This window comes from Amycolatopsis rubida, from assembly GCF_900115345.1.
Taxonomy (GTDB): domain Bacteria; phylum Actinomycetota; class Actinomycetes; order Mycobacteriales; family Pseudonocardiaceae; genus Amycolatopsis; species Amycolatopsis rubida.
The window spans coordinates 450,437-476,295 of sequence record NZ_FOWC01000002.1 but is presented as its reverse complement, the minus strand read 5'-3'; the positions used below and the strand labels follow the sequence as shown (position 1 = coordinate 476,295).

General features: G+C 70.4%; 22 protein-coding genes. 9 read left to right on the top strand and 13 right to left on the bottom strand.

Going from position 1 to position 25,859, the window contains the following annotated elements; translation table 11 throughout:
* Positions 1-148: 148 nt before the first annotated feature.
* The 5 genes from BM362_RS10980 to BM362_RS10960 form a co-directional block, all read right to left on the bottom strand.
* Positions 149-730, bottom strand: a complete 582-nt coding sequence (locus BM362_RS10980; RefSeq protein ID WP_093573017.1) for a helix-turn-helix domain-containing protein — start codon at positions 728-730, stop codon at positions 149-151.
* Positions 731-854: 124 nt separating this feature from the next.
* Entirely contained in the window at positions 855-2,528 is a 1,674-nt protein-coding gene (locus BM362_RS10975; protein ID WP_093573016.1) for an LCP family protein, read from the bottom strand.
* A gap of 163 nt (positions 2,529-2,691) precedes the next feature.
* Positions 2,692-4,863: a phospholipase A2 gene (locus BM362_RS10970; protein WP_093573015.1), complete on the bottom strand. Its 2,172-nt coding sequence runs from the start codon at positions 4,861-4,863 to the stop codon at positions 2,692-2,694.
* Positions 4,864-5,518: 655 nt separating this feature from the next.
* A complete protein-coding gene (locus tag BM362_RS10965) occupies positions 5,519-6,883 on the bottom strand; it encodes a GGDEF domain-containing protein (protein WP_093573014.1) in 1,365 nt (454 codons plus the stop codon).
* Between the two features lie 464 nt (positions 6,884-7,347).
* On the bottom strand, positions 7,348-8,556 hold the full coding sequence (locus BM362_RS10960; protein WP_093573013.1) for an MFS transporter: 1,209 nt from the start codon (positions 8,554-8,556) through the stop codon (positions 7,348-7,350).
* 352 nt (positions 8,557-8,908) lie between these two features.
* Between BM362_RS10960 and BM362_RS10955 the strand changes: the two genes are divergently transcribed.
* Complete coding sequence (locus BM362_RS10955) at positions 8,909-9,796, top strand: SDR family NAD(P)-dependent oxidoreductase (protein WP_067581206.1); 888 nt, start codon at positions 8,909-8,911, stop codon at positions 9,794-9,796.
* A gap of 3 nt (positions 9,797-9,799) precedes the next feature.
* On the opposite strand, the gene BM362_RS10950 is transcribed toward BM362_RS10955, so the two are convergent.
* Positions 9,800-11,626, bottom strand: a complete 1,827-nt coding sequence (locus BM362_RS10950; RefSeq protein WP_093573012.1) for an AMP-dependent synthetase/ligase — start codon at positions 11,624-11,626, stop codon at positions 9,800-9,802.
* A gap of 145 nt (positions 11,627-11,771) precedes the next feature.
* On the opposite strand from BM362_RS10950, the gene kynU reads away from it, so the two are divergent.
* The 6 genes from kynU (at position 11,772) to BM362_RS10920 (ending at position 17,692) form a co-directional block, all read left to right on the top strand.
* The gene (gene kynU / locus BM362_RS10945) at positions 11,772-12,962 is read left to right on the top strand and encodes a kynureninase (RefSeq protein WP_067580327.1); all 1,191 of its coding nucleotides are present in this window, start codon (positions 11,772-11,774) and stop codon (positions 12,960-12,962) included.
* 211 nt (positions 12,963-13,173) lie between these two features.
* Positions 13,174-13,464: a hypothetical protein gene (locus BM362_RS10940; protein ID WP_143132400.1), complete on the top strand. Its 291-nt coding sequence runs from the start codon at positions 13,174-13,176 to the stop codon at positions 13,462-13,464.
* 377 nt (positions 13,465-13,841) lie between these two features.
* The gene (locus BM362_RS10935; protein ID WP_093573415.1) at positions 13,842-16,325 is read left to right on the top strand and encodes a sensor histidine kinase; all 2,484 of its coding nucleotides are present in this window, start codon (positions 13,842-13,844) and stop codon (positions 16,323-16,325) included.
* Positions 16,325-16,741: a roadblock/LC7 domain-containing protein gene (locus BM362_RS10930; RefSeq protein WP_067580331.1), complete on the top strand. Its 417-nt coding sequence runs from the start codon at positions 16,325-16,327 to the stop codon at positions 16,739-16,741. The genes BM362_RS10935 and BM362_RS10930 overlap by 1 nt, the downstream gene beginning before the upstream one ends.
* A complete protein-coding gene (locus tag BM362_RS10925) occupies positions 16,738-17,112 on the top strand; it encodes a DUF742 domain-containing protein (protein ID WP_093573010.1) in 375 nt (124 codons plus the stop codon). The genes BM362_RS10930 and BM362_RS10925 overlap by 4 nt, the downstream gene beginning before the upstream one ends.
* Positions 17,093-17,692 carry a GTP-binding protein gene (locus BM362_RS10920; protein ID WP_093573009.1) on the top strand — a complete coding sequence of 200 codons (600 nt, stop codon included), beginning with the start codon at positions 17,093-17,095 and terminating at the stop codon, positions 17,690-17,692. Before BM362_RS10925 ends, BM362_RS10920 begins: the two co-directional genes overlap by 20 nt.
* Positions 17,693-17,719: 27 nt before the next feature.
* Here BM362_RS10920 and BM362_RS10915 read toward each other — a convergent pair whose 3' ends face one another.
* Positions 17,720-18,166: a DoxX family protein gene (locus tag BM362_RS10915; RefSeq protein WP_067580336.1), complete on the bottom strand. Its 447-nt coding sequence runs from the start codon at positions 18,164-18,166 to the stop codon at positions 17,720-17,722.
* A 133-nt stretch (positions 18,167-18,299) separates the two neighbouring features.
* On the opposite strand from BM362_RS10915, the gene BM362_RS10910 reads away from it, so the two are divergent.
* A complete protein-coding gene (locus BM362_RS10910; RefSeq protein ID WP_093573008.1) occupies positions 18,300-18,755 on the top strand; it encodes an NUDIX hydrolase in 456 nt (151 codons plus the stop codon).
* A gap of 243 nt (positions 18,756-18,998) precedes the next feature.
* Here BM362_RS10910 and BM362_RS10905 read toward each other — a convergent pair whose 3' ends face one another.
* The 4 genes from BM362_RS10905 to BM362_RS10890 form a co-directional block, all read right to left on the bottom strand.
* The gene (locus BM362_RS10905) at positions 18,999-19,655 is read right to left on the bottom strand and encodes an HAD family hydrolase (protein ID WP_093573007.1); all 657 of its coding nucleotides are present in this window, start codon (positions 19,653-19,655) and stop codon (positions 18,999-19,001) included.
* 35 nt (positions 19,656-19,690) lie between these two features.
* Positions 19,691-20,491, bottom strand: a complete 801-nt coding sequence (locus BM362_RS10900; RefSeq protein ID WP_093573006.1) for an alpha/beta fold hydrolase — start codon at positions 20,489-20,491, stop codon at positions 19,691-19,693.
* Positions 20,492-20,608: 117 nt separating this feature from the next.
* The gene (locus BM362_RS10895; RefSeq protein WP_067580344.1) at positions 20,609-21,739 is read right to left on the bottom strand and encodes a metallophosphoesterase; all 1,131 of its coding nucleotides are present in this window, start codon (positions 21,737-21,739) and stop codon (positions 20,609-20,611) included.
* A 325-nt stretch (positions 21,740-22,064) separates the two neighbouring features.
* Positions 22,065-22,481 carry a DnaJ family domain-containing protein gene (locus BM362_RS10890; RefSeq protein ID WP_093573005.1) on the bottom strand — a complete coding sequence of 139 codons (417 nt, stop codon included), beginning with the start codon at positions 22,479-22,481 and terminating at the stop codon, positions 22,065-22,067.
* A 118-nt stretch (positions 22,482-22,599) separates the two neighbouring features.
* Here BM362_RS10890 and BM362_RS10885 point away from each other — a divergent pair, with 118 nt between their 5' ends.
* Entirely contained in the window at positions 22,600-23,403 is an 804-nt protein-coding gene (locus BM362_RS10885; protein ID WP_067580346.1) for a TetR/AcrR family transcriptional regulator, read from the top strand.
* A gap of 209 nt (positions 23,404-23,612) precedes the next feature.
* Here the strand turns inward: BM362_RS10885 and BM362_RS10880 are convergent, their stop codons facing one another.
* Positions 23,613-24,527, bottom strand: a complete 915-nt coding sequence (locus BM362_RS10880; RefSeq protein ID WP_093573003.1) for an SDR family NAD(P)-dependent oxidoreductase — start codon at positions 24,525-24,527, stop codon at positions 23,613-23,615.
* A 50-nt stretch (positions 24,528-24,577) separates the two neighbouring features.
* The gene (locus BM362_RS10875; RefSeq protein ID WP_093573002.1) at positions 24,578-25,750 is read right to left on the bottom strand and encodes a lytic transglycosylase domain-containing protein; all 1,173 of its coding nucleotides are present in this window, start codon (positions 25,748-25,750) and stop codon (positions 24,578-24,580) included.
* Positions 25,751-25,859 lie beyond the last annotated feature (109 nt).

Below are 25,859 nucleotides of genomic sequence, written 5' to 3'. Positions count from 1 at the left end.
GCAGCGTTCAGCAGGGAGCGGACGCTCCACAGTGGACTCTGGCCGGACGCGGGCAGCATTGTCGGCGAGCGGAAAAGGAAAGCTGAGGAGTACGAGGGGGACGTTCGCGGCAGGGGAGGAGTCGCGAAGGCCCCCTCGCGGTCTGTGGTCAGGCGGGAGCGAGCTTGCGCAGGTGCGAAACCAGCTCGGCCGTCGGAAGGCCGCACAGTTCGGCCATCCGCTCCAGCGCGGCGAAATCGAACGACACCTCGTCGGTCGAGGCGCTCGCCGAAGCGGGCTGGCCCGAGGCCGCGGGAGCGGAAGGGCTTGGCGCGGCGGGAGATCCGGATACGGGAACGGAGGGCCGGGCGGCGGCGCCCGCGCGGGCAGGCAACGCGACTCCGTTCTGCCGCAACCGTCCTTCGGCCCAACGTCGCAACGGAGTCAGCTCCGGACCGGCCTCCGCGACGACCCGGCGCAGGTCCACGCGGACCCGGCCCGGTTCCTCGGTGAAGACCCGGCTGTGCACCTTCGCCAGCAAATCCTGCGGAAGCTCGTCCATCGCCACGCACAGTTCGACCAGGCGCACCACGGAACACTGCCGCGTGCCCAGTTCGTATGTCGCCAGCGTCTGCAGCGAGATTTCGCTCTGCAGATGCGCGTTCAGCTCCTTGCGCGTCCATCCCCGGCCACGCCTGAGCTTGCGCAGCTCGTCTCCCAGCACTCGCTGGTAGTGCTCAGCGTCGATCACGGCCCCTGCCCCTCAACCAACTTCACGGACGCGGGCTTGCGTCCCGATGGTGAAAGTGCCGAAGCGGCCGCTCATTACGCGGGTTTCGGGAGAAATTTCTACTTGCCCCGAATGGAGCAACGCGTCAGTTGACGCAGGGCACGCCGTCGGCGGTGATCGGCTGGTCGTCGCTTCCCGGACCGGTGGGCGTCGACGGAGGTGCGGCCTGCTGCTGCGCCGGAGGCGCTTGCGCCGCACCGGTTCCGCTCGACGCGCCGGCGGAGGGCTCGTAGTCCGAACCGAGGAACACCTTCACGTGGCCCTTGGGCACACTCTTGTCTTCCTGCACCGTCGCCTTGGTGCCCAGCGTGTCGGCGACCGTTTGCCCGGCCGCTTCGCCGCCGGTGGGGACCCAGATCACAGTCGTCTTGCGCGAGGACGCGTTGTCCGTGTCGCCCGCGGTGAATCCCTTGTCCACCAGCTGCTTGGACACGCTCGCCGCGAGACCGGTGCGGCCCGAGGCATTGCGCACGTCGACCGTCGTGTCCTTATGCGACTCGTCCGGCTTCTGCGGTTGCTGCTGCGCCGGGGCGCCGTCGGCTCCGGCCTGCGGACCGGCGAGGCCCTGTACGAACGTCTTCACCTTCTCCGGGTCGACCTTCACCGCGACGCCGTCGTCCGGCGTGCGGTACTCGACGTTGTCGACCGGGATGGTGCGGAACTCCAATTGCCCGCCGGTGAGGCCCTTCATCTGCTGGGCGAAGTTGAAGATGTCCCAGTTCTGGTTCAGCACCACGGACTTCTTGATGGCGTCGACCAGTGCGTTGAGCTTGCCTGGGTCGGTCAGCGTCCCCGCGGACAGCACCTTGCGCGCCATGCCCGCCATGAACACCTGCTGGCGTACCACGCGGTCGAGGTCGCCGCGCGGCAGTCCGTGCCGCTGCCGGACGAACTCCAGCGCCTCCACCCCGGAGATGGTGTGCTGGCCCTTGGTGAACTTCGCGCCGGAGTATTCGTCGTCGACGTTGTTCTTCAGGCAGACGTCCACGCCGCCGATGGCCTTCGTGATGTCGCTGAAGCCGAGCAGGTTGATCGCCGCGTAGTTGTCGATGGTGGACCCGGTCAGCTCCTGGATCGTCGAGATCAGCAGCCGCGCCCCGGCCTGGTTGGCCTTGACGTCGAGTTCCTTCGGATCGGTGACGCCTTGGGCCTGCAGGTCCTTGCGCGCCTGCAGCATCGCCCTGGCGTACGCCGAGTTGATCTTGTGCTTGCCGTAGCCGGGGATGTTCACGTACGAGTCGCGCGGCAGCGAGAGCGCGACGGCTTTGCTGCCGTCGTTCGGGATGTGGACCAGGATCAGCGTGTCGGTGTTCAGCTCGCCGTCCGATTCGCCCGCGCGCAGCTGGGCGAGCAGTTCCGGGGAGAGCGGGTTGCCCTGCATGTCGGTGCGGCTGTCGAGGCCGACCAGGAGGATGTCGCGGGCGCCGTCGGCGGGCTTGTCACCGCCGCCGCCGTTGCCGATGACGTCGGAGTAGTTCAGCCCGTTGACCAGCCCCTGCAGCGACGCCCACGCGTACCCGGTGAGCCCCATGACCAGCAACGACACCACGGTGAGGGCGATTTTCACCCCGCGCAGCCCGTTGCGGCGGGAACCCCGGTACGGACGGCGCGGGGGCGGTCCGGGACGCCGGGACGGGCCGGAGTCCCGCGGTTCGCGTCGCGGTGGCCCGGACCGCCGTGCCGGTCCCCGGCCGGGCTGGTCCTGCCACGAGCGGGCGGGGCGGCGATCGCCTTGCCCGTTCCGAGGCGGGTCGTCCACGGGCCGGCTCCTTCTCGTCGTTCTGGTCGTCCGCTTCTGGAGACGCATGGTGCCGGGCGGGGGTTGCGACGGATTCGCACCTCCCCCGGGCGGTGTGGTGTGCACCACCTATGTTCCGGTATCCGAAGCATTTTCGCCCGGTCGGCGGTACGCGTGTCGCGGGTCAGGGCGCCGCGGGAGCCGTCCGTCTCGTCGGCACCAGGCACGAACCCGCTCCGACCAGCGCGAACACCGCGGTCAGGAGGTGCAGGACGACGACCGTCGAGCCGTGCGTTTCGCCGCCGGCGGCCGCCACGAGCGACGGCACACAGGTCAGTGCGGCGGCGAACCACGTCGCGGGGGAGGTCGCCGCCCCGCCGGTCCGGACGGCGTGCAGCAGCAGGACGCCGAGGAGAAGGTGCACGAGGCTCTGGACCGGGTCCAGCCGCAAGCCGAGTACATCGGCGTCGGCGGCCTCGGCTCCGAAGCGGGCCAGTGCGAGACCGAACACGCCGAGCATCGCGTAGCCGATGCCCAGCGCGGCGGCCGCGCGAGTGAGCAGCACCGGACGGCGGCCGGTCGGCGTGTACGAACGCGGTGCGACGGGTGCCTCGGTACCGGGTTTGCCGGAGTGGCGTTCGAACCACCAGAAGACCAGGGCTGCGGGGACGAGCAGCAGAGCCACCGCGGCGAGCATGCGTGGCTGCAGGAGCCAGTTCAGGCCGTTCGCGATCGGGCCGGGCAGGTAGACGACGGCGACGAGCAGCAGCATCGCGGCAAGGAACGCCAGGTACAGGCTCATCGGGGCACGCAGCATCAGCGCGGCGGTGCGGGAGACGCGGTCGCGCGCGGCCCAGCGACGCAGTGGTGTCGCGAGGAGCCCGACGAGGCCGAGCTGCGACACACCCAGCAGCAGCACGGTCCACGGTCGCGCGGACAACGCGGCAGGCGCGCCCGGGTTGCCGAGCAGTACCGGCGAAGCGTCGAAGGCGAACACTGCGACCGCGAGAGCCGCGACGCCGCTTATGGCCGCGACGGCGAGCACTGGGCGGCGAAGCCGGACACCATCCGCGTACGCGAACGCCACCTGCTGCGCGAGGAGCGCTAAGGCGAGCGTGGCGGCGTAACGCGGCCAGGACACGTCCGTCCAGCTAGCGGCGAGTTCTCCGGCCACGACGACAGCCGTCAGCAACGCGACCGACCACAGCCGCGTACGGCGGTAGAGCGCGAGCAGCATCGGCGCGCCTACGACGGTCAGCAGGTAGACGCCCAGTAGCCACAGCGGGTGCAGCGCGATCCGCATGACGGTGGCGTTGGTTCCGGCCGGGATGCCGAGCAGTTCCAAGGCCAGCGGCACGATCAAGGCGACCACGGCGAAGATCAACGCCGGGCGCAGCAGCGGACTGGACCGTTCGGCGAGGTAATGCCGGTAGCCGCGGTCGCGTTCGGCTCGCCAGCCCGCCGCGTTGGCGAGCCCGCCCGCGAAGAAGAGCAGCGGCGTGAGCTGCGCGAGCCAGGTCAGCGGCCACCAGGTGGCCTGCGGCGCGCCCGCCCAGCCGGCCAGCGCGGTCGCCGACTCGCCGACCATCAGCCCCACGGCCCCGGCGATGCCGAGCACCGCCCACGGCCGGGGGATGCCGCGGGGCGGGCGCGGCCGCGGGGTCGTGCGGCGGGCGGTGTGCCAGCCGCGCAGGCGCATCACGAGCAGGCAGCCGATCACCAGCACGCCGGCGACCATCGGGCCGATCGGGTCGCCGACCGGCGGGCCCCAGCGCTGATGCCACGAGTTGACCACCAGCCCGCCGGTGAACACCGACGCGACCAGCTGGCAGGTGCGCTCGGAGTTCATCGGGTTCAGCTCGCAGGTGCGGTGCATGTCCTGCTCAAGCCGGTCGTCGAGCGCGGCGCGGGCGGACTGGCCGAGCGGGTGGCCCTTGTCGTTGGCGTAGCGGAGCAGGTCGTAGCCGAGGTCATGCGCCTTGCACGGGACGGAGAAGTCCCACTTCGTGTTGTCGTCGCCCCACGGGGCCGAGCAGCCGCCGTCGAGGTGCGCCGCGCGGACGGTGCCGTCGCGGGCGGGCAGCGCGCCGGGCCGCACGCCGGTGACCGCGGTGAAGTCCTTGGGCAGGAGAGCCAGGGCTGTGGCCTCCCCGCCGGGGTGGGCGAGCGCGGCGACCGCGTTCTGCGCCGCGAGCACGCCGCCGGTCGGCGGTCCCTGGTCGGGCGGGGACGCGGGTCGCGAGGCGATCAGGCCGAACCCGAACACCACGAGCAGGACGAGCAGCAGCCAGCCGGACGTCGCCCAAGGTCGGCGAACACGAACGGCGGCCGGGGCACGGTCGTCGGTGGCTGGCATGCGCACCAGGGTGCCAGCCCGGCGCGCGCCGCGGGAGGCGGCTGTCCCCCTCACCCGAGTGGGGGCAGCCCCCGGGCCGGGCCGAGGCGGCGTTGGTCGCGCTGGGCGCATCGGGAGCTACCTGGGGTGCTCCACCCTGTCTCGGTTGCCGCTCTCGGCGGAGGTGCGGTGCGCCGCTGGCCCTGCTCAACGCACCCAATGTGGCGGTGGGGGTTTCTCCGCGGCGGGCGAAGCCCTGGCGGTCCGGCGGGCGCTTGGGGATGTCCGTGAGGGAATCAGATTCCCTCAGGTTCCCCTCACGGACCTCTGCTGGAGCAGGGTGCCCAAGCGGCCCGGCGGGGTGCTCCGCGTCGCCGTGGCACGGGGGCGTGGGCCGGGAGGGTTCGGTCCGGGATGGACGGAACGCGGTCGAGCCTGGCCGAGCCGTCGTCGAGGCCGGGGGAGCCGCGGCGGATTTCCGGTCTCGGCCATCCGGGTCAGGCAATCCCGGGCGATCCGATCCGGCCCGAAAAACCGGCCGGCGCGGTGAGCGGTCCCGCCGACAATTAACCCGGCGGTTCAATCCGGCGGAGGAACGGGGCGCGGGCCGTCGCGGACAGTTGCTGAATCGGTTTCGCGATTAATCGCAAACGGTGCCGGTGAGCGGAATTGTGGATCACTCGGACGGCAGATTCGCATCCGCGAAGCGCACCTGGTTCCGGCCGCCTTCCTTCGCGGTGTAGACGGCCGCGTCGGCGGCTTGCAGCAACTGTTCCAGTGTCGTTCCGTTCACCCCGAGCAATGCGACGCCGATCGACGCGGTGCGGCCGCTGATCAATGCGGAACCGCCGCGTTTGTCGGTCGTCACGATGCGCTGATCGGCGATTGCGGTACGGATGCGTTCCGCGGTCACCTTCGCCGCCGTGGTGTCCGCATCGGGCAGCAGGATGAGGAACTCCTCGCCGCCGAAGCGGCCGATGATGTCCTTGGGGCGCGTTATCTCGTCGAGAGTTTGCGCGACCGTGCGGAGCACGTCGTCGCCCGCCGGATGGCCGTACGTGTCGTTGATCCACTTGAAGTGATCGAGGTCGATCATCAGCAGCGCCAGGGTTTCCCCGCCGCGCGCGGCCCTCGCCAGCGCGCGCTCCGCGGACTCCGACCACCCGCGCACGTTGAAGATCCCGGTTTTCGGATCGGTGCGCGCTTCGGACTGCAGTTGGTTGATTTCCGCCAGCCGGTTGCCCAGCACCGTGATGAGCACGAGGATCACGATCGCGGGCGGGATGTTCACGAGCAGGATCGTCGCGATGGTGCCGAGGCTGATCGTCGACAGCTCCAGCAGGTTGTCGTCCTTGGTGCCCAATACGTTGCGCAGCGTGGGCGCGGACGTGCCGCCGAGGGCGAGCAGGCCGCCGATCACGATGGCCTGCAAAGCCGCGTAGCTGAAGCCGACGAGCATCAGGATCCCGAAGACCTGCAACGAGTTCGCGGGCGAAAGCCGGGCCAGTTCGGCGGACGCGAAGGTCTGGTACAGCAGATGCGCCAGCAATGCCGACACCGCATGCGTGAACGAGGTGAACACGAACTTGTGCGGCGGTCGCCGGGAGTTGAACCACCGCTGGATTCGCAGGAGCGCGATCAGCAGCAGGGTCAGCGGGATCGGCAGCAGCAGCGCGGCCGGGAACACCCAGATGCCGGTCAGGTCGATGTGGACCGCGGTGACCCGGTTGCGCCGCCGTTCCTCCTGCCGCCGGGTGAGCTGGATGTGCACGGTCGCGCAGCCGGCGAGGATCGCGAACCGGCCCCAGTCCACGAAGTCCGGGCTCGGCGACGCGACCACTCCGACGGTCAGCAGCGCCACCGCGATCGCGTCCCAGGCGAGCAGGAACGCGACCATCCGGCGCGGTTTCGTCCAGAGATCCCAGGAGGAAACGGGATTCGCGGCGATCAGCGCGCGCAGCCGTCCCGCGAAGCCCGTCGCGGCGGGCGGTTCCTCCCCGGGGCCGCGGCGGTCACCGCGCGCCGGTTCGGTTCCGGGCATCGGGCCGTGCCTCCTCCGGTGTCGGATGCGGTTGCCGGACGGTTCCCGGTTCTGCGCCGTTATCAGTTGCCGGTATCATCTCACTCACCGACTTCGAACGCTGTATTCGGTCGTAGTCTCCGAACCCGGAGATGCCTTCCGCGACAACTGCTGTATCCATGAAGTAAATTGCGGAGGAGCGTCCCCGCCGTCCCCCCGAGTGAGGTGTTTTCCCGTGCGTGACCGCGAAGCGTGAATCGAGCTGTTGTCATTTTCCGGTGAATTGTCAGCGAGTGGAGGTGGACAGCTGTGCGTGACCGTGAAGCGTGAGTTCCGTGACCGATCCACGACGGATTCGTGACCATGCGAACGGAGGTGTGTTCCGTGCGTGACCGTGAAGCGTGAATCGACTTCCCGTCCGGCGTATCCGGACCCATTCGGCCGGTGCCTCGGCCCCGGCCGCGGTTTCGTCCCGTAGCCCACGATCAGGCCCCGGCCGCGACCGCGTGCCGCACCCGGGTCCACGAGAACGCGGTGGGGATCGCCAGAGCCACGCCGGCCAGCCCGGCCAGCGCGATGGCGGTCATGGCGGACCCGGTCGCCTGTGCGACCACCCCGCCGAGAGCCACCCCGATGCCCTGCGCCACGCGCAGCCCCGTGCGGTAGAGCCCGCCGGCGCCGCCGCGCAGTTCGTTCGGCACCCAGGTGGAGAACGTCGCGGTCACGGTGATGATGTAGGCGCCCATCGCACCGGCGAGCGCGAGCAGTACCAGCGCGATCACCAGATTCGGCCGCAGCAGGAACAGCGCTAGCAGAGCCAGCGACGTCGTCGCCAGCACGCCGAGCAGCCGCTGCCGGACCTCGGCGGACGCGAATTTCGACAGCAGATAGGCCCCGGCGACGAAGCCGAGCGGGTCGGCGGCGAGCAGCCAGCCGACCGCCGCGGACGGCGCGTTCAGCTGCTGGGCCAGCGGCGCGGCCAGCCCTTCGGGCACCACGGCCAGCCCCACGAGCCACGACAACGCGATCAGCACGCGCAGTTTGCGCTGCCCGAAGACCCAGCGTGTCGCGGAGAACCAGGTGCTGTGGTCGCCTCCGGCGGCGGGCCGGTCGCGCACCCACACCCGCACGATCACCGCGGCCACCGCGAAACTCACCGCGTCGATCGCCAGCGCCCACGACGTGCCCACCGCCGTCACCAGCACGCCGCCGCCGGCCAGGCCGAGCAACTGCACCGTGTTGGTGGTGATCCCGCGCAGGTCTTGGCTGCGCAGGTACAACTGGTCGTCGGTGAAGACCTCTCGGGTGATCGCGTTCTGCGCCGCGTTCGCCGGCGACGCGGCCAGCTGCACCGCGACGAGCAGCAAACACAGCGCGACCAGCGGCATCCCGGGCAGGCTCATCAGCCCGACCAGCACCGCCTGCGCCGCGGCGCTCGCGCTCAGCACGGCGCGGCGCGGGTAGCGGTCGGCGAGGAAGGACAACCCGAGCCCGCCGGCGAGCGCGGGCAGGAAGGTCAGCGCGTAGACGACGGCAGCCCAGAGCGCGGAACCGGTGCGGTGGTAGACGAGGATGGACAACGCCACCTTCGCCAGCTGGTCGCCCGCGCTTGAGATGGCCTCGGCCGCCCAGAGCACGCGGTATTCGACATTCCGCAGCGGTGCCGTCAGCCGAGAGGTCGCTTCGGTCGTCACGAGATGACCACTGCCCCCTCCCCGATCGAGTGAATGCCGGTTGCTCGCATTCTGCCTTTGCCGATGACACTCCTGGCCAGGAGTGTCACTGCTCCGGCCAGGGCGTGCACCCTCAGTATGCCGCCGATCACACCAGGGTGAACAGCCGGGAAGAATCCGGTGGCCGGCAGGCGGAGCTGTTCCGACTGACCTGCCGCGGGGTATCCGTGGCACTGATCAGCTTTCCTCGTTCGGCGCAGCGCGACCACCGTTCGTCGCCATCGACCGGTGCGACTGGGCCGAACGGTCCAACACTGGGAGAGACCCGGCGGAGCGGCCGTCCTCGCGCCGGGCGCACCAGCGGGGAGTGAGCGTGGACAGACTGTTGCAGGACAAGGCCGTGGTCGTGACCGGGGCCGGACGCGGGCTCGGGGAGGCGTTCGCCGTGCACGTCGCCAGGGCGGGCGGCGCGGTGGTGGTCAACGACGTGGACGCCGACCTGGCCGAGCGCACTGCAGAGACCATCCGCGGCCACGGCGGGCGCGCGGTCGCGAACGGGTACAGCGTGGCCGACCCGGCGCAGGCGCAGGCGATCGTCGACCAGTGCGTCGCCGAGTTCGGCCGGATCGACGGGCTGGTCAACAACGCGGGGCTCAACTACGAGGCGCTGCCCTGGGAGGACGACGCGGAGCAGGCCCGCCAGCTGGTCGAGGTGAACGTGCTCGGCGTGATGTACACCGGGCTGGCCGCGATCCGGGCGATGGTCGGCGCGGGCGGCGGCGGGTCGATCGTGAACATCTCCTCCGGCGCGTCGCTCGGGCAGCGCAAGCTCGGGGTGTACTCGGCGAGCAAGGGCGCGGTCGCGTCGCTGACCTATTCGTGGGCACTGGACCTCGACGACTCCGGGATCCGGGTGAACGCGGTGTGCCCGGTGGCGCACACCCGGATGGTCTGGAAATCCGAACGCGCGCTGCGGGCCTGCCCGCCGGAGCGCACGCCGGCGAAGATCGCGCCCCTCGTGCTTTTCCTGCTCGGCGAGGGATCGCACGGCATCACCGGGCAGATGATCCGGTGCAACGGGCCGCAGCTGCACGTGATGGGACAGCCGTATTTGAAGCAGCCGATCCTGGAACGGCCGGACTGGGACACCGAGACCGTGCAGCAGGCGTTCGACGAGGTGTTTTCCGCTCACCTGGAGAACTACGGACTGGAGAAGCGCGTGCCGCCGCGGCTGCGCAAGTGGTCCCGGCAGGCCTCGTGAACCTTACGAGGAATAGAGCGCGGCGATGTCGGTGCCGTAGCGGTCGTTGATCACCCGGCGCTTGAGCTTGAGCGTCGGGGTCAGCTCGCCCGTCTCCGGCGTCCACGCGGTGGTGATGACGTGGTAGCGCTTGATCTGCTCGGCCCGCGCGAGCCTGCTGTTGGCGGACTCGACGGCCCGCGCGATCTCCGCCTGGACCGCCTCGTGCGCGGCGAGCGCGTCGATCCCGGCCGCTTCGACGCCGTTGGCCGCTGCCCAGCCGGGCGCGATCTCGTCGTCGAGCACGATCAGCGCGGTCAGGTACGGCCGCGCGTCGCCGATCGCGACCGCCTGGCCGATCAGCGGATGTTCCTTCAGCAAGCCCTCGATCCGGGTCGGCGCGATGTTCTTGCCGCTTGAGGTGATGATCAGTTCCTTCTTGCGGTCGGTGATCGTGACGTAGCCGTCGTCGTCGATCGTGCCGATGTCGCCGGTGGCGAACCAGCCGTCGGCGTCGGTGGCCGGTTCGATCGTGCCGTCCGGCTGAAGGTAGCCGAGGAACACGATCGGACCGCGGACGAGCAGTTCGCCGTCCTCGCCGGTCTTCACCTCGACGCCGTCGATCGGACGGCCGACGGTGCCCGCACGGAACGCGTCGGCGCTGTTCGCGGTCGCCGCGCCGGTGGTCTCCGACAGGCCCCAGACCTCGCGGATCTCGACGCCCAGCCCGGCGAGGAAGTACAGCACTTCCAGCGGCAACGCGGCCGCGCCGCTGGACGCGACGTGCAGCTGGTCGAGTCCGAGCAGCCCGCGCACCGGGGCGAGCACGGTCTCGTCGGTCTTCGCGATGCGCTCGGCGAGGTCAGCGGGCAGTTCCTCGCCCGCGCTGCGCAGTTTGTAGCCCTCTTGCAGGAGTTCGTTCGCCGAAATGAGCGCCTCGCGCCGGTCCTCGGGCACGCCGGCGAGCATGTTCTTCAAGCCCGCCACCATCTTCTCCCACACCCGCGGCACGCCGAAGAAGCTCTGCGGATGCACCTGGCCGAGCGCCGCGACCACACCGGAGGGATCGCCGACCGTGTGCACGTGGCCCGCCGCGACGATCGGCAGGTAGATCGACAGCTCGCGTTCGGCGATGTGCGCCAGCGGCAGGTACGCGATGTTCGTGGGGTGCATCGGGGCCTTGTGCAGCGTGTGCACGGCGATGCCCTCGTGGATCGCGTTGCGGTGGGAGAGCACGACGCCCTTGGGGTCGCCGGTGGTGCCGGAGGTGTAGATCATCGCGAGCGGGTCGTCCGGGCGGATCGCCTGCCACGCTTGGTCGAACGCTTCGGGGTCGGCGGCGAGCGCGGCGCGGCCGGTTTCGCGCACCGCGGAGTACGCGACGAACCGGTCGTCGCCGTCCGGGATCGCGGATTCGTCCATGACCACCACGCGGCGCAGCGCGGGCAGGTCGTCGAGCACCGGCAGCCAGCGGGACAGCTCGTCGGCGCCGGCGAGGACGACGACCGGGGCGGCGCTGTGCCGGGCGACGTAGCGGATCTGCTCCGGGCTGAGCGTCGCGTACGCCGTGCACGGGATGGCCGCCAGGTGCACCGCGGCGAGGTCGGCGACCAGGTGGTCCGGCGAACTCGGGGCCATGATCAGCATCCGGTCGCCCGCGGCGAGGCCGAGCCCGGCGAGCCCTCGGGACACCTCGGCGACCGCGGTCCGGAACTCGCTCCAGGTGAGCGTCGGACGGCCTTCGAGATCGAGCGAGGTGAGCGCGGGCCGGTCCCCGTACTCGACGGCATTGCGCCGCAGCAGCGACGGAATGGTGCGGCCCTCGGCTTGTTCGGCGATCGACTGGGTCAACGCTGACCTCCTCCGGTGGTGCCTGGTCAGGTCACTGTAGGTCGTCGGCGCGGCGGCCGATAGAGAATCCCGGCCAGCCTCGGCGCTCGATAGACAGGGCCTGCTCCTGTTATGAATGGGGCGAACCGGAGCCTGAGGAGCGTCGATGACCGAATCCGCCGTGCGCGGCGAGAGCCTTGCCGACGAGGCCGCCGCACTCGACGCCGCCGACCCGCTCGCCGCGAAACGCGCGGAGTTCGACCTTGACCCGGAAGTCGCCTACTTTGACGGGAATTCCCTTGGCGCACCGCCGAAACACGTCGCGGAGCGGGTGCGCCAGGTGGTGCGCGAGCAGTGGGGGCGGCGGCTGATCCGGTCGTGGACCGAGGGCTGGTGGGAAGCCCCGCAGCGGGTCGGGGAGCGGATCGCGCCGCTGGTCGGGGCCGCTGCCGGACAGGTCGTGGTGGCGGACTCGACGAGTGTGGACCTGTTCAAGGTGCTCGTCGCGGCGGTGCGGGCGAACCCCGGTCGCGACGAGGTCCTGGTCGACGCGGCGACCTTCCCGACCGATGGCTACGTGGCCGACCAGGCGGCTCGGCTCACCGGGCACACCGTGCGACGCGTGCCGGTGGCGGAACTGCCGGGCGCGGTGAGCGAGCGGACCGCCGCGGTGCTCGTCAATCACGTCGATTACGTCAGCGGGCGGCTGCACGACATGCCGTCGGTCACTGACGCCGTACACGCGGTGGGCGCACTCGCGGTGTGGGATCTCTGCCACAGCGTCGGCGCGATTCCGGTTCAGCTGGACGCGTGCGACGTCGACTTCGCGGTGGGCTGTACGTACAAATTCCTCAACGGCGGACCTGGTTCGCCCGCGTTCGTCTATGTGGCACGGCGGCATCAGGCGGACTTCGATCAGCCGCTCGCCGGATGGGCCGGGCACGCGGATCCGTTCGGAATGGAACCGGGATACCGCGGCGGCGCGGGGATCGCACGCGCCCGGGCAGGCACGCCGGACATCCTGTCGATGCTGGCGCTCGACGCCGCGCTGGACGTCTGGGAGGGCGTCGACCTTTCCGTGCTGCGCGCGAAAGGCTTGGCGCTGGGCGATTTCTTTTTCCGGTGCGCGGACGAACTGCTGCCGGGAGCCGACATTCCGACGCCGCGCGAGCACGCGCGCGGGCACCAGGTTTCGGTGCGGGACGCGGGCGGGCAGCAGACGATGAACGCGCTGCACGAACACGGGGTGCTCGGGGATTTCCGGCCGCCGGACGTGCTGCGGTTCGGGCTGGCCCCGCTGTACACGACCTACGCCGAGGTGCTGCGGGCGGTGACTGTGCTGCGCGAGGTGCGCTGAAAAGAATTCGCGCGATATCCGCGCGGATTCGCGCGGATCCGGCCGGATTCGCGGGTCCTGGGTGAACAATCGGTGTCGTGCTCGCCCCTTTGGGTGATCGACGGGGGTGCCGCGCGCCGCCCGGCGGGTATGCTTGGTGCTTGTTTTTTCGTGGGCGGAAGCTGATCGGGAAGCGATGCCGCCGCGCGGATCCGGGGCGGAAGGGGCCGAAATGATCGAGACCCGCGGTCGGGAAGTGCCGCTCTCGTATGTCGTGACCCTGCTCGTCGGCGTGGCTCTCGGCTTCCTGCTCGCGCGTTTCGGCGACTTCATCGGGCGTTATCCGGTCGAATCGACGCTGGTAGCGGTGCTGATCGCGGCGGTGGCGGTGCTGGCGTGGGCGTGCCGCGAGATGCTGCAGGATCTGCTCCGCCGCGATCGCCCGGACGGGGCGGAGGAAGCCGACCCGGCACCGGTGCCGCGGCTTTCCGCGCACCGGCCGCCGAATGGTGTCCGGCGCTGAATTCCGGAAATCGATCTCGGTTTTCCGTTCTATTCCGCTGTTGCTGCGAAAATGCGCGTAAGTTTCCGGTTGGTTTTCGCGGGCGAGTGGTCGTGACGGACCTCACGCGCCGGAGCCCGGCGGGCGGGCGGCGGAGCCGATGCGACCAAGGTCACGTCCGGTGGTGATCAGTTTTCCAAGCACCACAGCGGGTTACTAGCAGGTAACAAGAGGATGACGGCAACGCGGGCCCGGACTTGACTCGCCCGTCCGGGTTGCTTACCGTCGTCGCGGGCAACGCAGACCACGGTGAACTGTGATCCGGCTGGTCGGACCGGTGCAAGGAAAACACCGCGGACCCGAATACCATGGCAGGGCCGGAAGGAAAACGGATCACGGTGAAGCAGAATTCCGGGCGAAACGGCCGCGGGTCGTCTATTCGCTCTCGTGTGCTGGCGATCGCGTTGATTCCGAGCGTGGCGTTGCTGGTGGTCGGTATCGCGCTCGCCGGGTACCTGATTTTCGACGCGGCGCAGGCGCGTGGTTACGCGCGGAAGATTCGCGGTTCGGAAGGCCCCGGAATTCCGTTCCTGCTCGCCGCGGAACAGGAACGGCAGCTGTCGATGAGCGTGCTCGCCGGACAGGACGCCGCGCGCGCCGCCCTGCTGGCGACCCGGCCGAAGACGGACGCGTCCGTCGCGCAGATCACCTCCGTGCTGCAGGGCAACTTCGCGAGCGACTCGAACGTGCCCGCGAGCGTCAAGCAGAACATCGCCACGTTCGCCGGGCTGGAAGCGAAACTGCCGCAGCTGCGCCAGCGGGTCGACTCCGGGCAGGTGCCGCGGCTGGAGGTTTTTTCCTTCTACAACCAGATCATCGACCAGTTCACCCAGGGCGTCGCGGGCCTCGCGCAGGCCGCGCGCGGCGCGGACAACGCCTACGCCCGGCTGTCCGCCATCCCGATTTTCACCGCGGCCGAGGAAATGCAGCGCAGCGACGCACTGGCCTCGGCCGGGCTCGCCGCGGGCGGACTGTCCGGCGACGAGCAGCGCGCGTACCTCGGCCAGATCGGCGCGTACCACGCGCAGCTCGAACAGTCGGTGCCGCAGATGGTGCCCGAAGTGCGGGCGAACTACGACAAGCTCGTCTCCAGTCCCGCGTGGACGACCGTGACGCAGGTCGAGAACGCCTTGCTGTCCGGCGCGAAACAGCTTCCGGTGCCGATCGAGCAGTGGCGCACCGACGCCAAGCAGGTCGCCACCACGCTGATGACGATGTTCGCCGCGCAGAGCGCGCACGCGACCAACGCGGCGATCACCGACGCGGACGGCACGCTGCGGAACTCGATCATCGCGGGCGCGGCGGCGGTGCTCTTCGCGCTCGCCGTGGTGCTGGTCGCGCTGCGGCTGTCGAAGCGCTTCATCTCCCGGCTCGCCCGGCTGCGCGAGGACACCCTCGACGCGGCCGAGGTGCGGCTGCCGGAACTCGTCGGCCGCGTGCGCGCGGGCGAACCGGTCGACCTCGACGAGGGCGGGCATCTGCTCGACCACGGCACGGACGAGATCGGCGAGGTGGCCGAGGCATTCAACCTGGCGCAGCAGTCCGCGCTCGCCGCCGCGGTCGAAGAGGCCAAGACCCGGCAGGGCACGAAGGCGGTGTTCCTCAACATCGCGCACCGCAGCCAGGTCATCGTGCACCGGCAGCTGAAAGTGCTGGACGCCGCCGAGCGCAAGCAGGAGGACCCGGACCAGCTCGACACGCTGTTCCGCCTCGACCACCTCTCCACTCGCGCGCGGCGCAACGCGGAGAACCTGATCATCCTCGGCGGCGGTCAGCCCGGACGGCAGTGGCGCAATCCGGTGTCGCTGGTGGAACTCGTCCGCGGCGCGGCGGCGGAAACCGAGCACTTCGCGCGCGTGAAGACGGCGAAGCTGCCGGAGGTCGCGGTGCGCGGGCCGGTCGTCGGCGACCTCGTGCACCTGCTCGCCGAGCTGATCGACAACGCGACGTCGTTCTCGCCGCCGGAAGCGCGCGTCGAACTGCGCGGCAACGTGGTCGGCAAGGGCGTCGTGATCGAGGTCGAGGACCAGGGGCTGGGCATCGAGCAGGAACAGGCCGACGAGTTCAACGCGATGCTCGCCGACCCGCCGGACTTCGGGATCATGGCGCTGTCCGACGAACCGCGGCTGGGCCTGTTCGTGGTCGCGCGGCTGGCGTCGCGGCACGGGATCTCGGTGCACCTGCGCGAATCCGCGTACGGCGGGACCCGGGCGATCGTGTTGGTGCGCAAGGATTTGCTCGCGCCGATCAGCGAAACGGAGCCTTCGGCCGCCGAGACGGAATCCGCCGCGGACTCGGACGGGGTGCCGGAGCTTTCCCGGCTCGCGGCGGAGCCGTCGCGGGCTGACCCGCGGCGACCGGAATCGCCGCAACGGAAGCAGGCGCCTCCGGAACCGCAGCAGGCGGAACTGCCGCAGCCGTCGCGGGTCGCACCGGAACCGCGGGTCGCGCCGGAGCAGCAGCGGCCGGAGTTGCCGACCCGCCGCGCGATGCGTCCGGCCGCCGAGGCGCCGCCGGTCCGTCCGCCGCAAAACCGCGAGCAGCGCCCGCCCGCGGACAACGGCCGGGTGCCGCGTCCGGCGGCCGAAAACGGCCGGGCCGCGCCGCCGCGTCCGCCCGGACGTCCTCCGCTGCCGCAGCGGCGCCGGCAGCAGAACCTCGTTCCGCAGCTGCGCAGTGACCGGCCGGCGGCGGAATCCGACGACGTCCGCGAGGATTCGCCGGAGCAGGCCCGCGCCCGGCTCAGCGCCTTCCAACAGGGCACCCGGCGGGCCCGCGAGGCCGATCCCGGGCACGACAACAGGTACGGAGATCGCGACTGATGGCGAACAACGGCGTCAACGAGCTCGACTGGCTGCTCGACGACCTCGTGCAGCGGGTCGCCGGCGCGGACCGCGCGGTGGTGCTGTCCGCGGACGGGTTGCTGATCGGCCGGTCGGGCACTTTGTCCGAGGCGGACGCGGAGCACCTGTCCGCGGTCGCGTCGGCGTTCCAGAGCCTCGCCCGCGGCACCGGACGGCACTTCGGCGGCGGCAACGTGCGCCAGACGATGGTCGAGATGGACCACGCGTTCCTGTTCGTGACCGCGGCCGGCCGGGGCGCCTGCCTCGCGCTGCTGGCCGGGGTCGACGCGGACATGGGGCTCGTGGCCTACGAGATGAACCTGATGGTCAAGCGGGTCGGCGCGGTGCTCACCGCGGCGCCGCGGGCCGGAGCGGTCCAGCGGACCTCGCCATGACGGCGAAGGGCCGCGAGTCCTGGTACGAGGACGAGGCCGGTCCGCTGGTGCGGTCCTACGCCGTCACCGGCGGGCGGACCCGGTCCGACACCCGCGGGCTCGACCTCATCACGCTCGTCGTCGCGCTGCGCGCCGCGAGCGAGACGCCCGGCCTCGAACCGGAGTACTCGCGCATTCTTTCCCTGTGCCAGCGCCCGGTTTCGGTCGCCGAGGTGGCCGCGCGGGTCGGCCTCCCGCTGCCGGTGGTGAAGGTGCTGCTGAGCGATTTGATAGAACGCAACCTCGTGCTGTTCCGCACCGCGACGCCGGTGACCGACGCCCCCAGCCCCCACGTACTCCAGGCGGTTCTCGATGGCATCCGGAAACTCTGAGCCCCGCCGGTCGCTCACCGCGCAAGCGGTGAAGGTGCTCGTCGCGGGCGGGTTCGGGGTCGGCAAGACGACCCTGGTCGGCTCGGTCAGCGAGGTGCCGCCGCTGCGCACCGAAGAGGTGATCACCGCCGCGTCCGAGGGCGTGGACGACCTGTCCGGCGTCGAAGGCAAAACCACCACGACGGTCGCGCTCGACTTCGGCCGGATCACCATCAGCCCCGAACTGATCCTGTACCTGTTCGGCACGCCGGGGCAGGACCGGTTCTGGTTCATGTGGGACGAACTGGCCGACGGCGCGCTCGGCGCGGTGGTGCTGGCGGATACGCGACGGCTTGAATCCTGTTTCCCCGCAGTGGATTTCTTCGAGCAACGCGGGTTGCCGTTCGTGGTCGGGGTGAACTGCTTCGACGACGCTTACCGGTACGGGACCGAGGAAGTCCGCGGGGCGTTGGATCTGGATCCGCAGGTGCCGTTGCTGCTGTGTGACGCGCGGGAGCGGGATTCGACCAAGCAGGTGCTGACTGTGGTGATGGAGCATGCGCTCGGGCGGGCGATGCTCGTGAGTGGCAATCCCGGTTAGCACCGGGATTGCCACTCACGACGTCTTTCAGCGCCGCCGCAGCCCGTCCAGCGCTGCCGCCCCCGGCCCCACCACCGCGATGACCAGGAACACCCACGCGTAGAGCGCGGCGGGTTCGCCCATGTTGTGCAGGGGGAGCAGGCCTTCCGGGGCGTGGACGGTGAAGTAGGCGTAGGCCATGACGCCGGAGAGCACGGTCGCGAAGACGCGGGTGAAGAGGCCGGCGAAGACGAAGAGCGCGCCGACGACCTCGATCAGGGTGGCCCAGTAGCCGGGCCATTGACCGAAGGGAACCGCGCCGCCCGCGTTGTCGATGCCGCCGAAGAGGCCGAAGCCCATCAGGCCGTGACAGAGGAAGAGGAACGACACGACGGCGCGGAAGAGGGCCAGGACGATCGGGCGGGCTCGGTCTGCCAGGGACTTCGTGGCCTCGGTCGTGGTGGCGGCCGCGGTCTTGGGGGCGGTGGTGGTCATTTCGGGTCCCTCCCGGGTGGCTGTGGGGTGCCTTCTGCCTACGCGTCGAACGCGGCCGGCTGGGATCGACACCTCGCCGGGAATTTTCTGAGGCGGTGTTTGGGCTGGTCAGTGCGGCTGGCAGGGTGGGGGGATGGTGGTCAGGCGTAGTGCTGGGGTGTTGGTTTATCGGCGGGGCGCGGGCGGGATCGAGGTGCTGCTCGCGCATATGGGCGGGCCGTTCTGGGCCAAGAAGGATGCGGCCGCTTGGTCGTTGCCCAAAGGGGAGATCGAGGAGGGGGAGGCGGCTGAGGTCGCTGCCCGGCGGGAGTTTGCCGAGGAGCTGGGGGTCTCGGTGCCTCCCGGAGAATGGGTTGCGCTGGGGGAGATTCGGCAGTCCGGGAAGGTCGTGACCGCTTGGGCGGTGGAGGGGGAGCTTGATCCTGAGGCGGTGGTTCCCGGGGTGTTCGAGATGGAGTGGCCGCCTCGGTCCGGGGTGCTGCGGGAGTTTCCCGAGGTGGATCGGGTGGAGTGGTTTTCGCTGGAGGTGGCTCGGGAGAAGCTGGTCAAGGGGCAGCGGGGGTTTGTGGATCGGCTTGCTGAGTGGTGAGTCGGCTCGTCGCCTGGGGGCGACATTGCCTTTGGGGGGTGCGTGGGGCACCCCGAAGGTTGAGTGTGCTGACAGTTCGGGGGTGCTTGTCAAGGCGGGAAAGATGCCTTGACAAGCACCCCCGAACCGCAGGGAGGCTTCGGATCGGGGTGCGGGGGAGGGGCTGGGTGCCTCGATGGTGGGGTGCAGCGGCTGCGGTTCGGTTGTTGGTCGTGAGGGAATCTGAGTCTGTGAGGGTTCCCCTCACGTACCGAACTGCTGCAGCAGGGTGCTGAGGGGGGTGGTGGTGAAGGAGGGGAGGACCAGGTCTGCTTTGGCGAAGTCCAGCGTTGCCGTGATGGGGTTTGGTACTGCGATGATGGTGATTCCGGCTGCTTTCGCCGCGCTGACGCCGTGGGGCGAGTCTTCGAAGGCGAGCGCTTCTTCTGCGGTTACCCCTAGGGTGCGCAGGGCTGCCAGGTAGGTGTCCGGGTCGGGTTTTGGTTTGTGGCGGTCGCCGGTTTCTACTGCGGTGAAGCGGGCGGCTAGGCCTAGCCGCGCCAATTGGCCGTGTACCCAGGTGCCGGAGGAGCTTGAGGCGACGCCCAGGGACAGGCCTCTGGTGGCGGCCTCGTCCAGGTAGTCGAGTACGCCTTCGCGTGGGCCGTCTTCGGCTAGGAGTTCGTGTACTCGTGCGCACATTGCCGGGTGCAGGGTTTCCGGGTCGACGTCTTCTGCTTGTTCGGCCAGGAGTTTGACCATCGTCGCCGCGGTGTTCTGGGTGCCGATGACTGTGTGCCAGACGTCCAGGGGCAGTTCGAGCCCGTGTCCGGTGAACATTTCCTGCCAGGATCGCAGTACTGCTGCCTCGGTGTCGGCGAGAGTGCCGTCGAAGTCGAAGATCAATGCTCGCGTGGCCACGTCTCGCAGCTTGCCTCACCAGGGCTGGCGGCGGGTCAGGTCGTGGCGAAAAACTCCGCCAGCACCGGGGCCAGCGCGGCGGTTTTCACCAGGTGGGTCTGACCGGGCAGGGTGCGGTAGGCGGCGTGGGGCAGTTGGGCCGCCGCTGCGGCGACGCCGTTGCGCATCCAGGCGGGGCTCTTGCCGCCGTCGAGGATCAGAGCGGGGGCGGTGATCCCGGACCAGCGTCGGTCGGGGAGTGGGCGGCCGGCCTGGTTGTCGTCCATCACCTGGGCGTCGTAGGCCAGGGTGTGGGCTACTCGCTTCATCCGCGGCCACGCGGGCATCAAGCGCATCATCAGGACCATCAGGGCGGGCAGCCCGACGCCTTCGACCATGAACGTCTTGATCGCGCCGCCCGGTTTTCCGGCGGCGATGGCTGCTTCGAGCTTCGCCTGGTAGCCGGCCGGGACGCGCTTGCGGGTGCTGTCGACGACGAACGGCGGTTCGTACACCGCGAGCTTCTTGACTGGCACGCCGCGATGGACCGCTTCCAGGACCAGGGCGGCGCCGGACGAGATGCCGTACACGCTGATCTCTCCGCCTGCTTCCTTGGCCAGCGCGGCGATGTCTTCGATCTCACGTTCCACTTCGTACGGGCCGGTGTCGCCGCTTTCGCCTCTGCCTCGGCGGTCGAACGTGTAGACGGTGAAGCGGTCCGACAGGGCTTTGGCGAGATCGTCGTTGGGGGTCGAGGTGCGATAGCAGAGCGCGCCGTCGACGAGGACGAGTGCGGGGCCGGAGCCGGTGCGGGAGTAGGCGATCTGGGTGCCGTCGGCGGACGTGACGGTGGGCATGGGGTTCCTCCTCGGTGGTGCCGTGGGGAGAACCCTCGCATCCGATTGTTTGAGTTGTCAAGACAAAAAAATTAGTCGGTTGGATCTGGGGTGCCGCGAGGGCGGAGGGGCGGGGGGTCAGGCGCTGCGCAGGGTCAGCAGGGCGATCTCGTTCGGCGCGAAGACCCGGAACGGCGGGCCCCAGAAGCCGGAGCCGCGGCTGTTGTACAGCTGGGTCGGGCCGTGCCGGGTGAGGCCGGACAGGGTGGGCTGGTCGAGGCGGACGAGGAGGTGGAACGGCCAGATCTGGCCGCCGTGGGTGTGGCCGGAGATCTGCAGGTCGACGTTTTCCTCGCGGGCCTGGGCGACCTGTTTCGGCTGGTGGGCGAGCAGGACGACGGGGACGTCGGGATCGGAGCCGTCGAGGGCGGCGGCCAGGTCGGGACCGTGGCCGGGCAGGCCGGAGGCGGCTCCGGTGGGGTCGTCGATGCCGGCGAAGAGCAGACGGGCTCCGTCGCGTTCGATGAGGGTCGAGCGGTTGTGCAGGGTGTCCCAGCCGAGGCTCGCCATGTGGTCCAGCCAGGCTTGGGCCTCGCCGAAGTACTCGTGGTTGCCGGTGATGTAGAACCGGCCGAGCGGGGCTTGCACGCCGCCGAGCGGGTCGACCTGCTTGCGCCGCTTGGCGACCGATCCGTCGGCGAGGTCCCCCGCGTGGCAGACGACGTCGGGCCGCAGCCGGTTCAGTTCCGCGACCAGGCGTTCGGACCAGCGGGTGCGGTCGAGCGGGCCGTAATGGGTGTCGGTGACGACCGCGACGCGCAACCCGTCGAGCCCGGGACCGAGCTTCGGCAGCACGACGTCGACCGCCTTCACCGGCGGCACCCGCATGGCGATCCGGTTCCCGCTGACGAGCAGCACCGCCGCGACCGCGAGCGTGACCGCGGCTACGATCCGTGGCCGCGCGGGATCGTCCACTCCGGACACCAGCAGGATCAGCCGCAGCACGTGCGTGAGGACGCTCCAGGTGAACAGCACCCACACCGTGCCGAGCGTGACGTCCCCGATCCGCGCGGCGGCGTCGTTCTGCTTCGGACCGTGCCCGAGCACCATGAGCACCGGAAAACTCAGCGCGGCGACGGCGAAAACGACCGTGCCGGAGACGGTGGCCGCGACCGGCCAATCCGGCAGCAGCACGAGCACCGACCACGGCTCGCCGAACAACAAGAGCACCGCGGCGACCACGAAGGCAGCCCGACGAACTCCAACCACGGTTCTCTTCCCTTCGCCCGCGTACTACCCAGCGTAGCCGCACCTTGTGGGCGGGGTTCGCCGAGACGGGCGCGCGGGGTGACCTCGGGCTGTAGAGAAACGCGGCTGCTGGTCCGAATCAATGGCAGCGGGGCGGTGACCAAGCGGGCGTCTCCGGCGCGCGACCTGGAATCACGTCGCGCAGACCGGAACGTCCGCTGTTTCACGCGCTGGTCAGCCGCTTGCGGGTAGGGAACTCCCGCGTGCGGCGGTGGCCGGGCGAGGCGGGTTTGGCTTGCGCGTCCTGGGGCCGCCTTCGGAGAAACGGCGGCCGGGCGAAGCGGGGTCAGCTCGCGTCTTCCCGGCCCGCGCGCCAGCTGGCCACCGTTTCCTCCACGTCCAGCGGCCGGGCTCGCAGCACGGGACCGTCCTGCGGCATCGCGTGCGCCCTGCGGATGCGGGCGTTCAGATCCTCGACGATTTCCCGCACCTTGCCCTCGGCGTGGACTTTCGCCAGTTTCCGCGGCAGGTCTTGGATTTCGCGCGGCAAGGCGAGTGCCGGCGGCAGGAACGCGGCTACGTCGAGGTCGCCTTCGCGGGCGCGCCGGATCGCCCAGTCGGTCGCGGCGTCGCGGCCGGTCGGGGGCGGCAGCGGTTTTCCCGCTCCGGGAAGGTCTTCGAAGTCGCCGCGAGCTTCGGCGGCGGCGATTTGCCGGTCGACCCAGGAACCGTACGACACGCCCGGCGGTTTGCGTTCCGTCACCGGAACCACCTCCCTCGCTGCCCAGCGTAGCGGCCAAGGCGCCGTCGCGGAGGGGACGAAGGTCCTGAAACGGCAGGTAAGATCCCACGCTGACCGTACGAGGCCGGGAGGGGACGCGATGATCGTCGAGCACGAGGGCGACGGTCCCGGGGCCGCGCGCGAGGAGGTCGCGCGCACGCTCGCGCTGCTGTGGCGCGACTGCGCGGGAGCCCCGGAACCCTCGGCCCGCGGCAGGCGGCCGACGCTCACCATCGAACGGATCATCGTGGCGGCCATCGCGGTCGCCGACGCCGAGGGACTCGTCGCGACGTCCATGCACCGCGTCGCGAAGGAACTCGGGGCGGGCACGATGACGCTCTATACCTACGTTCCCGGCAAAACCGAGCTGATCGATCTCATGGTCGACACCGTTCTCCTCGAACGAAATCTCCCCGGACCCGGCGAGTCGCGGCCGGAGGACTGGCGTGCGCGGGTGCGCGTTTACGCGGACCGCACGCGCGAGATCTACCGTCGGCATCCGTGGCTGCGGGAGCGGTCCAGGGTCCGGCCCGCGCTCGGTCCAGGGCAGCTGGCCGGTCAGGAATACCTGCTGTCCATTATGGAGAGTCTGGGCCTGCCCGCGCGCGAAATCGTGGCGGCGGCCAATTCGGTCGCGGGCTATGTGGACGCGAACGCGGCGGCCGAGGCGGAGAGTGTCCACTTGGAACGGACCACGGGGCAGTCCAATGACGCGTGGTGGGGACAGCGTTCTTCGTTCTGGCGCACGTATTTCGACGTCGAGTCCCATCCGGCGATGAACCGGACCTGGCTTTCCGGTGGTTTCGACAAGCCGTCGGCGGAGCAGGCGTCGGACGCGTCGGAGTTCGGTTTGGACCGGCTTCTCGACGGGATCGCCGCCCGGATCGACCGGGCTGGCGAATAGGCTCATCCGCCTGCGATGGGTGCCGGGAATGGCGTCGGCGGTCGCTCGGCCGGTGCTGCCCGGGGCCGGCCAGCGCCGGGCTCCGGGTCTCGCGGCCGTTTCCGGTGCACTGCGGCGAGTTTGACGAGTGTGCGGACCTCCATCGCTGGCGGTGGTCCGGCGCGGAGGACAACGAGGTGCGGCTCGGGACGCGGTCCGCTGCGGGCGGGTCAGGAATCCCCGAGCGAGAACCGAACCCCGGTCGCTTCCTCGGAAAGCTCCCACAACCGACGGCCCCGCTCTGGATCCCGAGACGCGCCCAGCACCTTGCCCAACCGGGGCCGGCCCACCCCGCCGAACGCCGGACCGTAGTAAGCACCGCCGGTTACGGCGGGGTCGGCGGCGGCCCGAACCGCTGGCCAGGCACCGTGGTCCTTCCCGTGCGTATAGGGCGCGAGCAGCCGCATCACCGGCACTGGCTGGGTGATTCCCGGCCGCGCGGGGCTGGTCCGCTCCAGGCTGAACCCCGGATGCGCGAGGATCGCCCGCACCGGCGAACCGGCCGCACGGAGGCGTCGGTCGAGTTCCATCGCGAACGACTGCACCGCATGCTTCGACAGCGCATACGCGCGGAAGTCCGAATACTTGCGCGAACTCTGCAGGTCATCGATGTCGTACGGATACATCCGGGTGATCAGGCTGCCCGCCAGCACTACGCGCGCGGACGACGCGGTCAGCACCGGCATCGCCAGCGCGGTGAGGGCGAAGTGGCCGAAATGGTTGGTGCCGACCGCCAGTTCCAGGCCCTGTTTCGTGGTCCGGCGCACCGGTCCGGGGGCGGTGCTGCCAGCGTTCTCGATCAACGCGTCCAAGCGGTCCAGCCTGCCCAGCGCTTCGACAGCGGCCGGGACGGAGTCGAGGTCCGCGAGGTCCAGCGGGATTGTGCTCAGCGAAGCCGAACCGACCCGGGTGCGCACCATCTCGACTGCCGCGCGCAGGCGTGAAGGGTCACGGCCCAGCAGGGCGACGCGGGCTCCGGCGGCGGCCAGCTGCTCGGTGATGAAGTAGCCGATCCCGGCGTTGCCGCCGGTCACCGCGTAGACCCGGCCAGTCAGGTCAGGCAGGTTCCGAGGATTCCACGCCACGATCGCTCCCCCGTAGTCCGGTTTCGGCCCGGACTATACGAACGCCGCGGTCAGTGCGTCGGCGCGGCCTCGGTGGTCGTGCTGGAAGTCGTGGTGCTGGACGTCGTCGGGTTCGCCGGGGCGGAGCTGGACGGCGTCGTGCTCGTCGTCGGCGTGGTGCTGGTGGGCGTAGTGCTGGTGGGGGTCGAGGGCGTGGTCGGCGTCGTGCTGGTCGGCTTCGCCGGGGAGGAGCTGCTGCTCGGCGCGGTGCTGCTGCCGGGAAGCTGCGTCGGGGTGCCGGGCTGCTGGCTCGGCGGGGCCGGGGTCACCGGTGGCGGGGCGGGCGGGGCGACGTCGCCTGCCGGGCTGCCCGCGGCGGCTTCGACCGCTCCGGGGCCGGGCGGGGCTCCGATCGGGACCTGGCTGTCCGGCAGCTTCGAGACGCCGTTGCGGTAGCCGTACGCGTACGCCATTACGGTGTCCACGTAGGACTGCGAATTGTTGTACCGGCGCACCGCGAGGCGCTGGTTGGCGTCGCTGGAGAGATCCAGGCCTCCCGAGCACAGGTAGCGCGCCGTGGCGAGGGTCTCGTCGTAGATGTTGTTCGGGTCGGAGACGCCGTCGCCGTTGCCGTCGGAGGCGTAGGACGCCCAGGTCGACGGGATGAACTGGGTCGCGCCGACCGCACGGTCCCAGACCGGGTCGCCGTCGTAGCGGCCGTGGTCGGTGTCGCGGATCGCGGCGAACCCGCCGGAACCGTCGAGTACCGGGCCGAGGATGCGTTCGAGGGTGTTGCCGCGCGCGTCGACGTAACCGCCGCGGGCGTGGTTCGACTCGACCCGTCCGATGGCCGCGATCAGCGCCCAGTCGACGTGGCAGCCGGGCTGTTCGCGGGCCATGATGTCGGCCGCGTTGCGGTAGGCGCGCAGCATGCTGTCCGGGATGCCCAGAGGGCCTGCGGTGGTCGCCGAGCCGGGGCCGTTCGGGTAGCCAGGGACGCCGAGTGCCTGCGGGACCGGCGGCTGCGGGAGGCTGCCGTCGACGCCGATCGGCGGGAGCGTGACGCCCGGCGGCATCCCGGGGACGCTCGGCGCGGCCTGGGTGGCCGGCGGCGGTTCAGCGGCGCGCAACGCCACCGGGATGCCGGACGAGGTCACCGTCGGCAGCACCACGAGCGCGCCGCCGGCGAGGGCGGCGAAAGCCCGGCTCCGGGCGTTCCGACCCTGCGGGCGGCGTCTGGCCATGCGCGTCTCCCCGTTCGTTCTGCCGTGTGCGGCCAAGCTAGCGGATCTGTCCGCGATCCGGTGAGGGGTCGACGGAATTCTGTCCGTTCCGGCCAACTTTCGTTCGTCT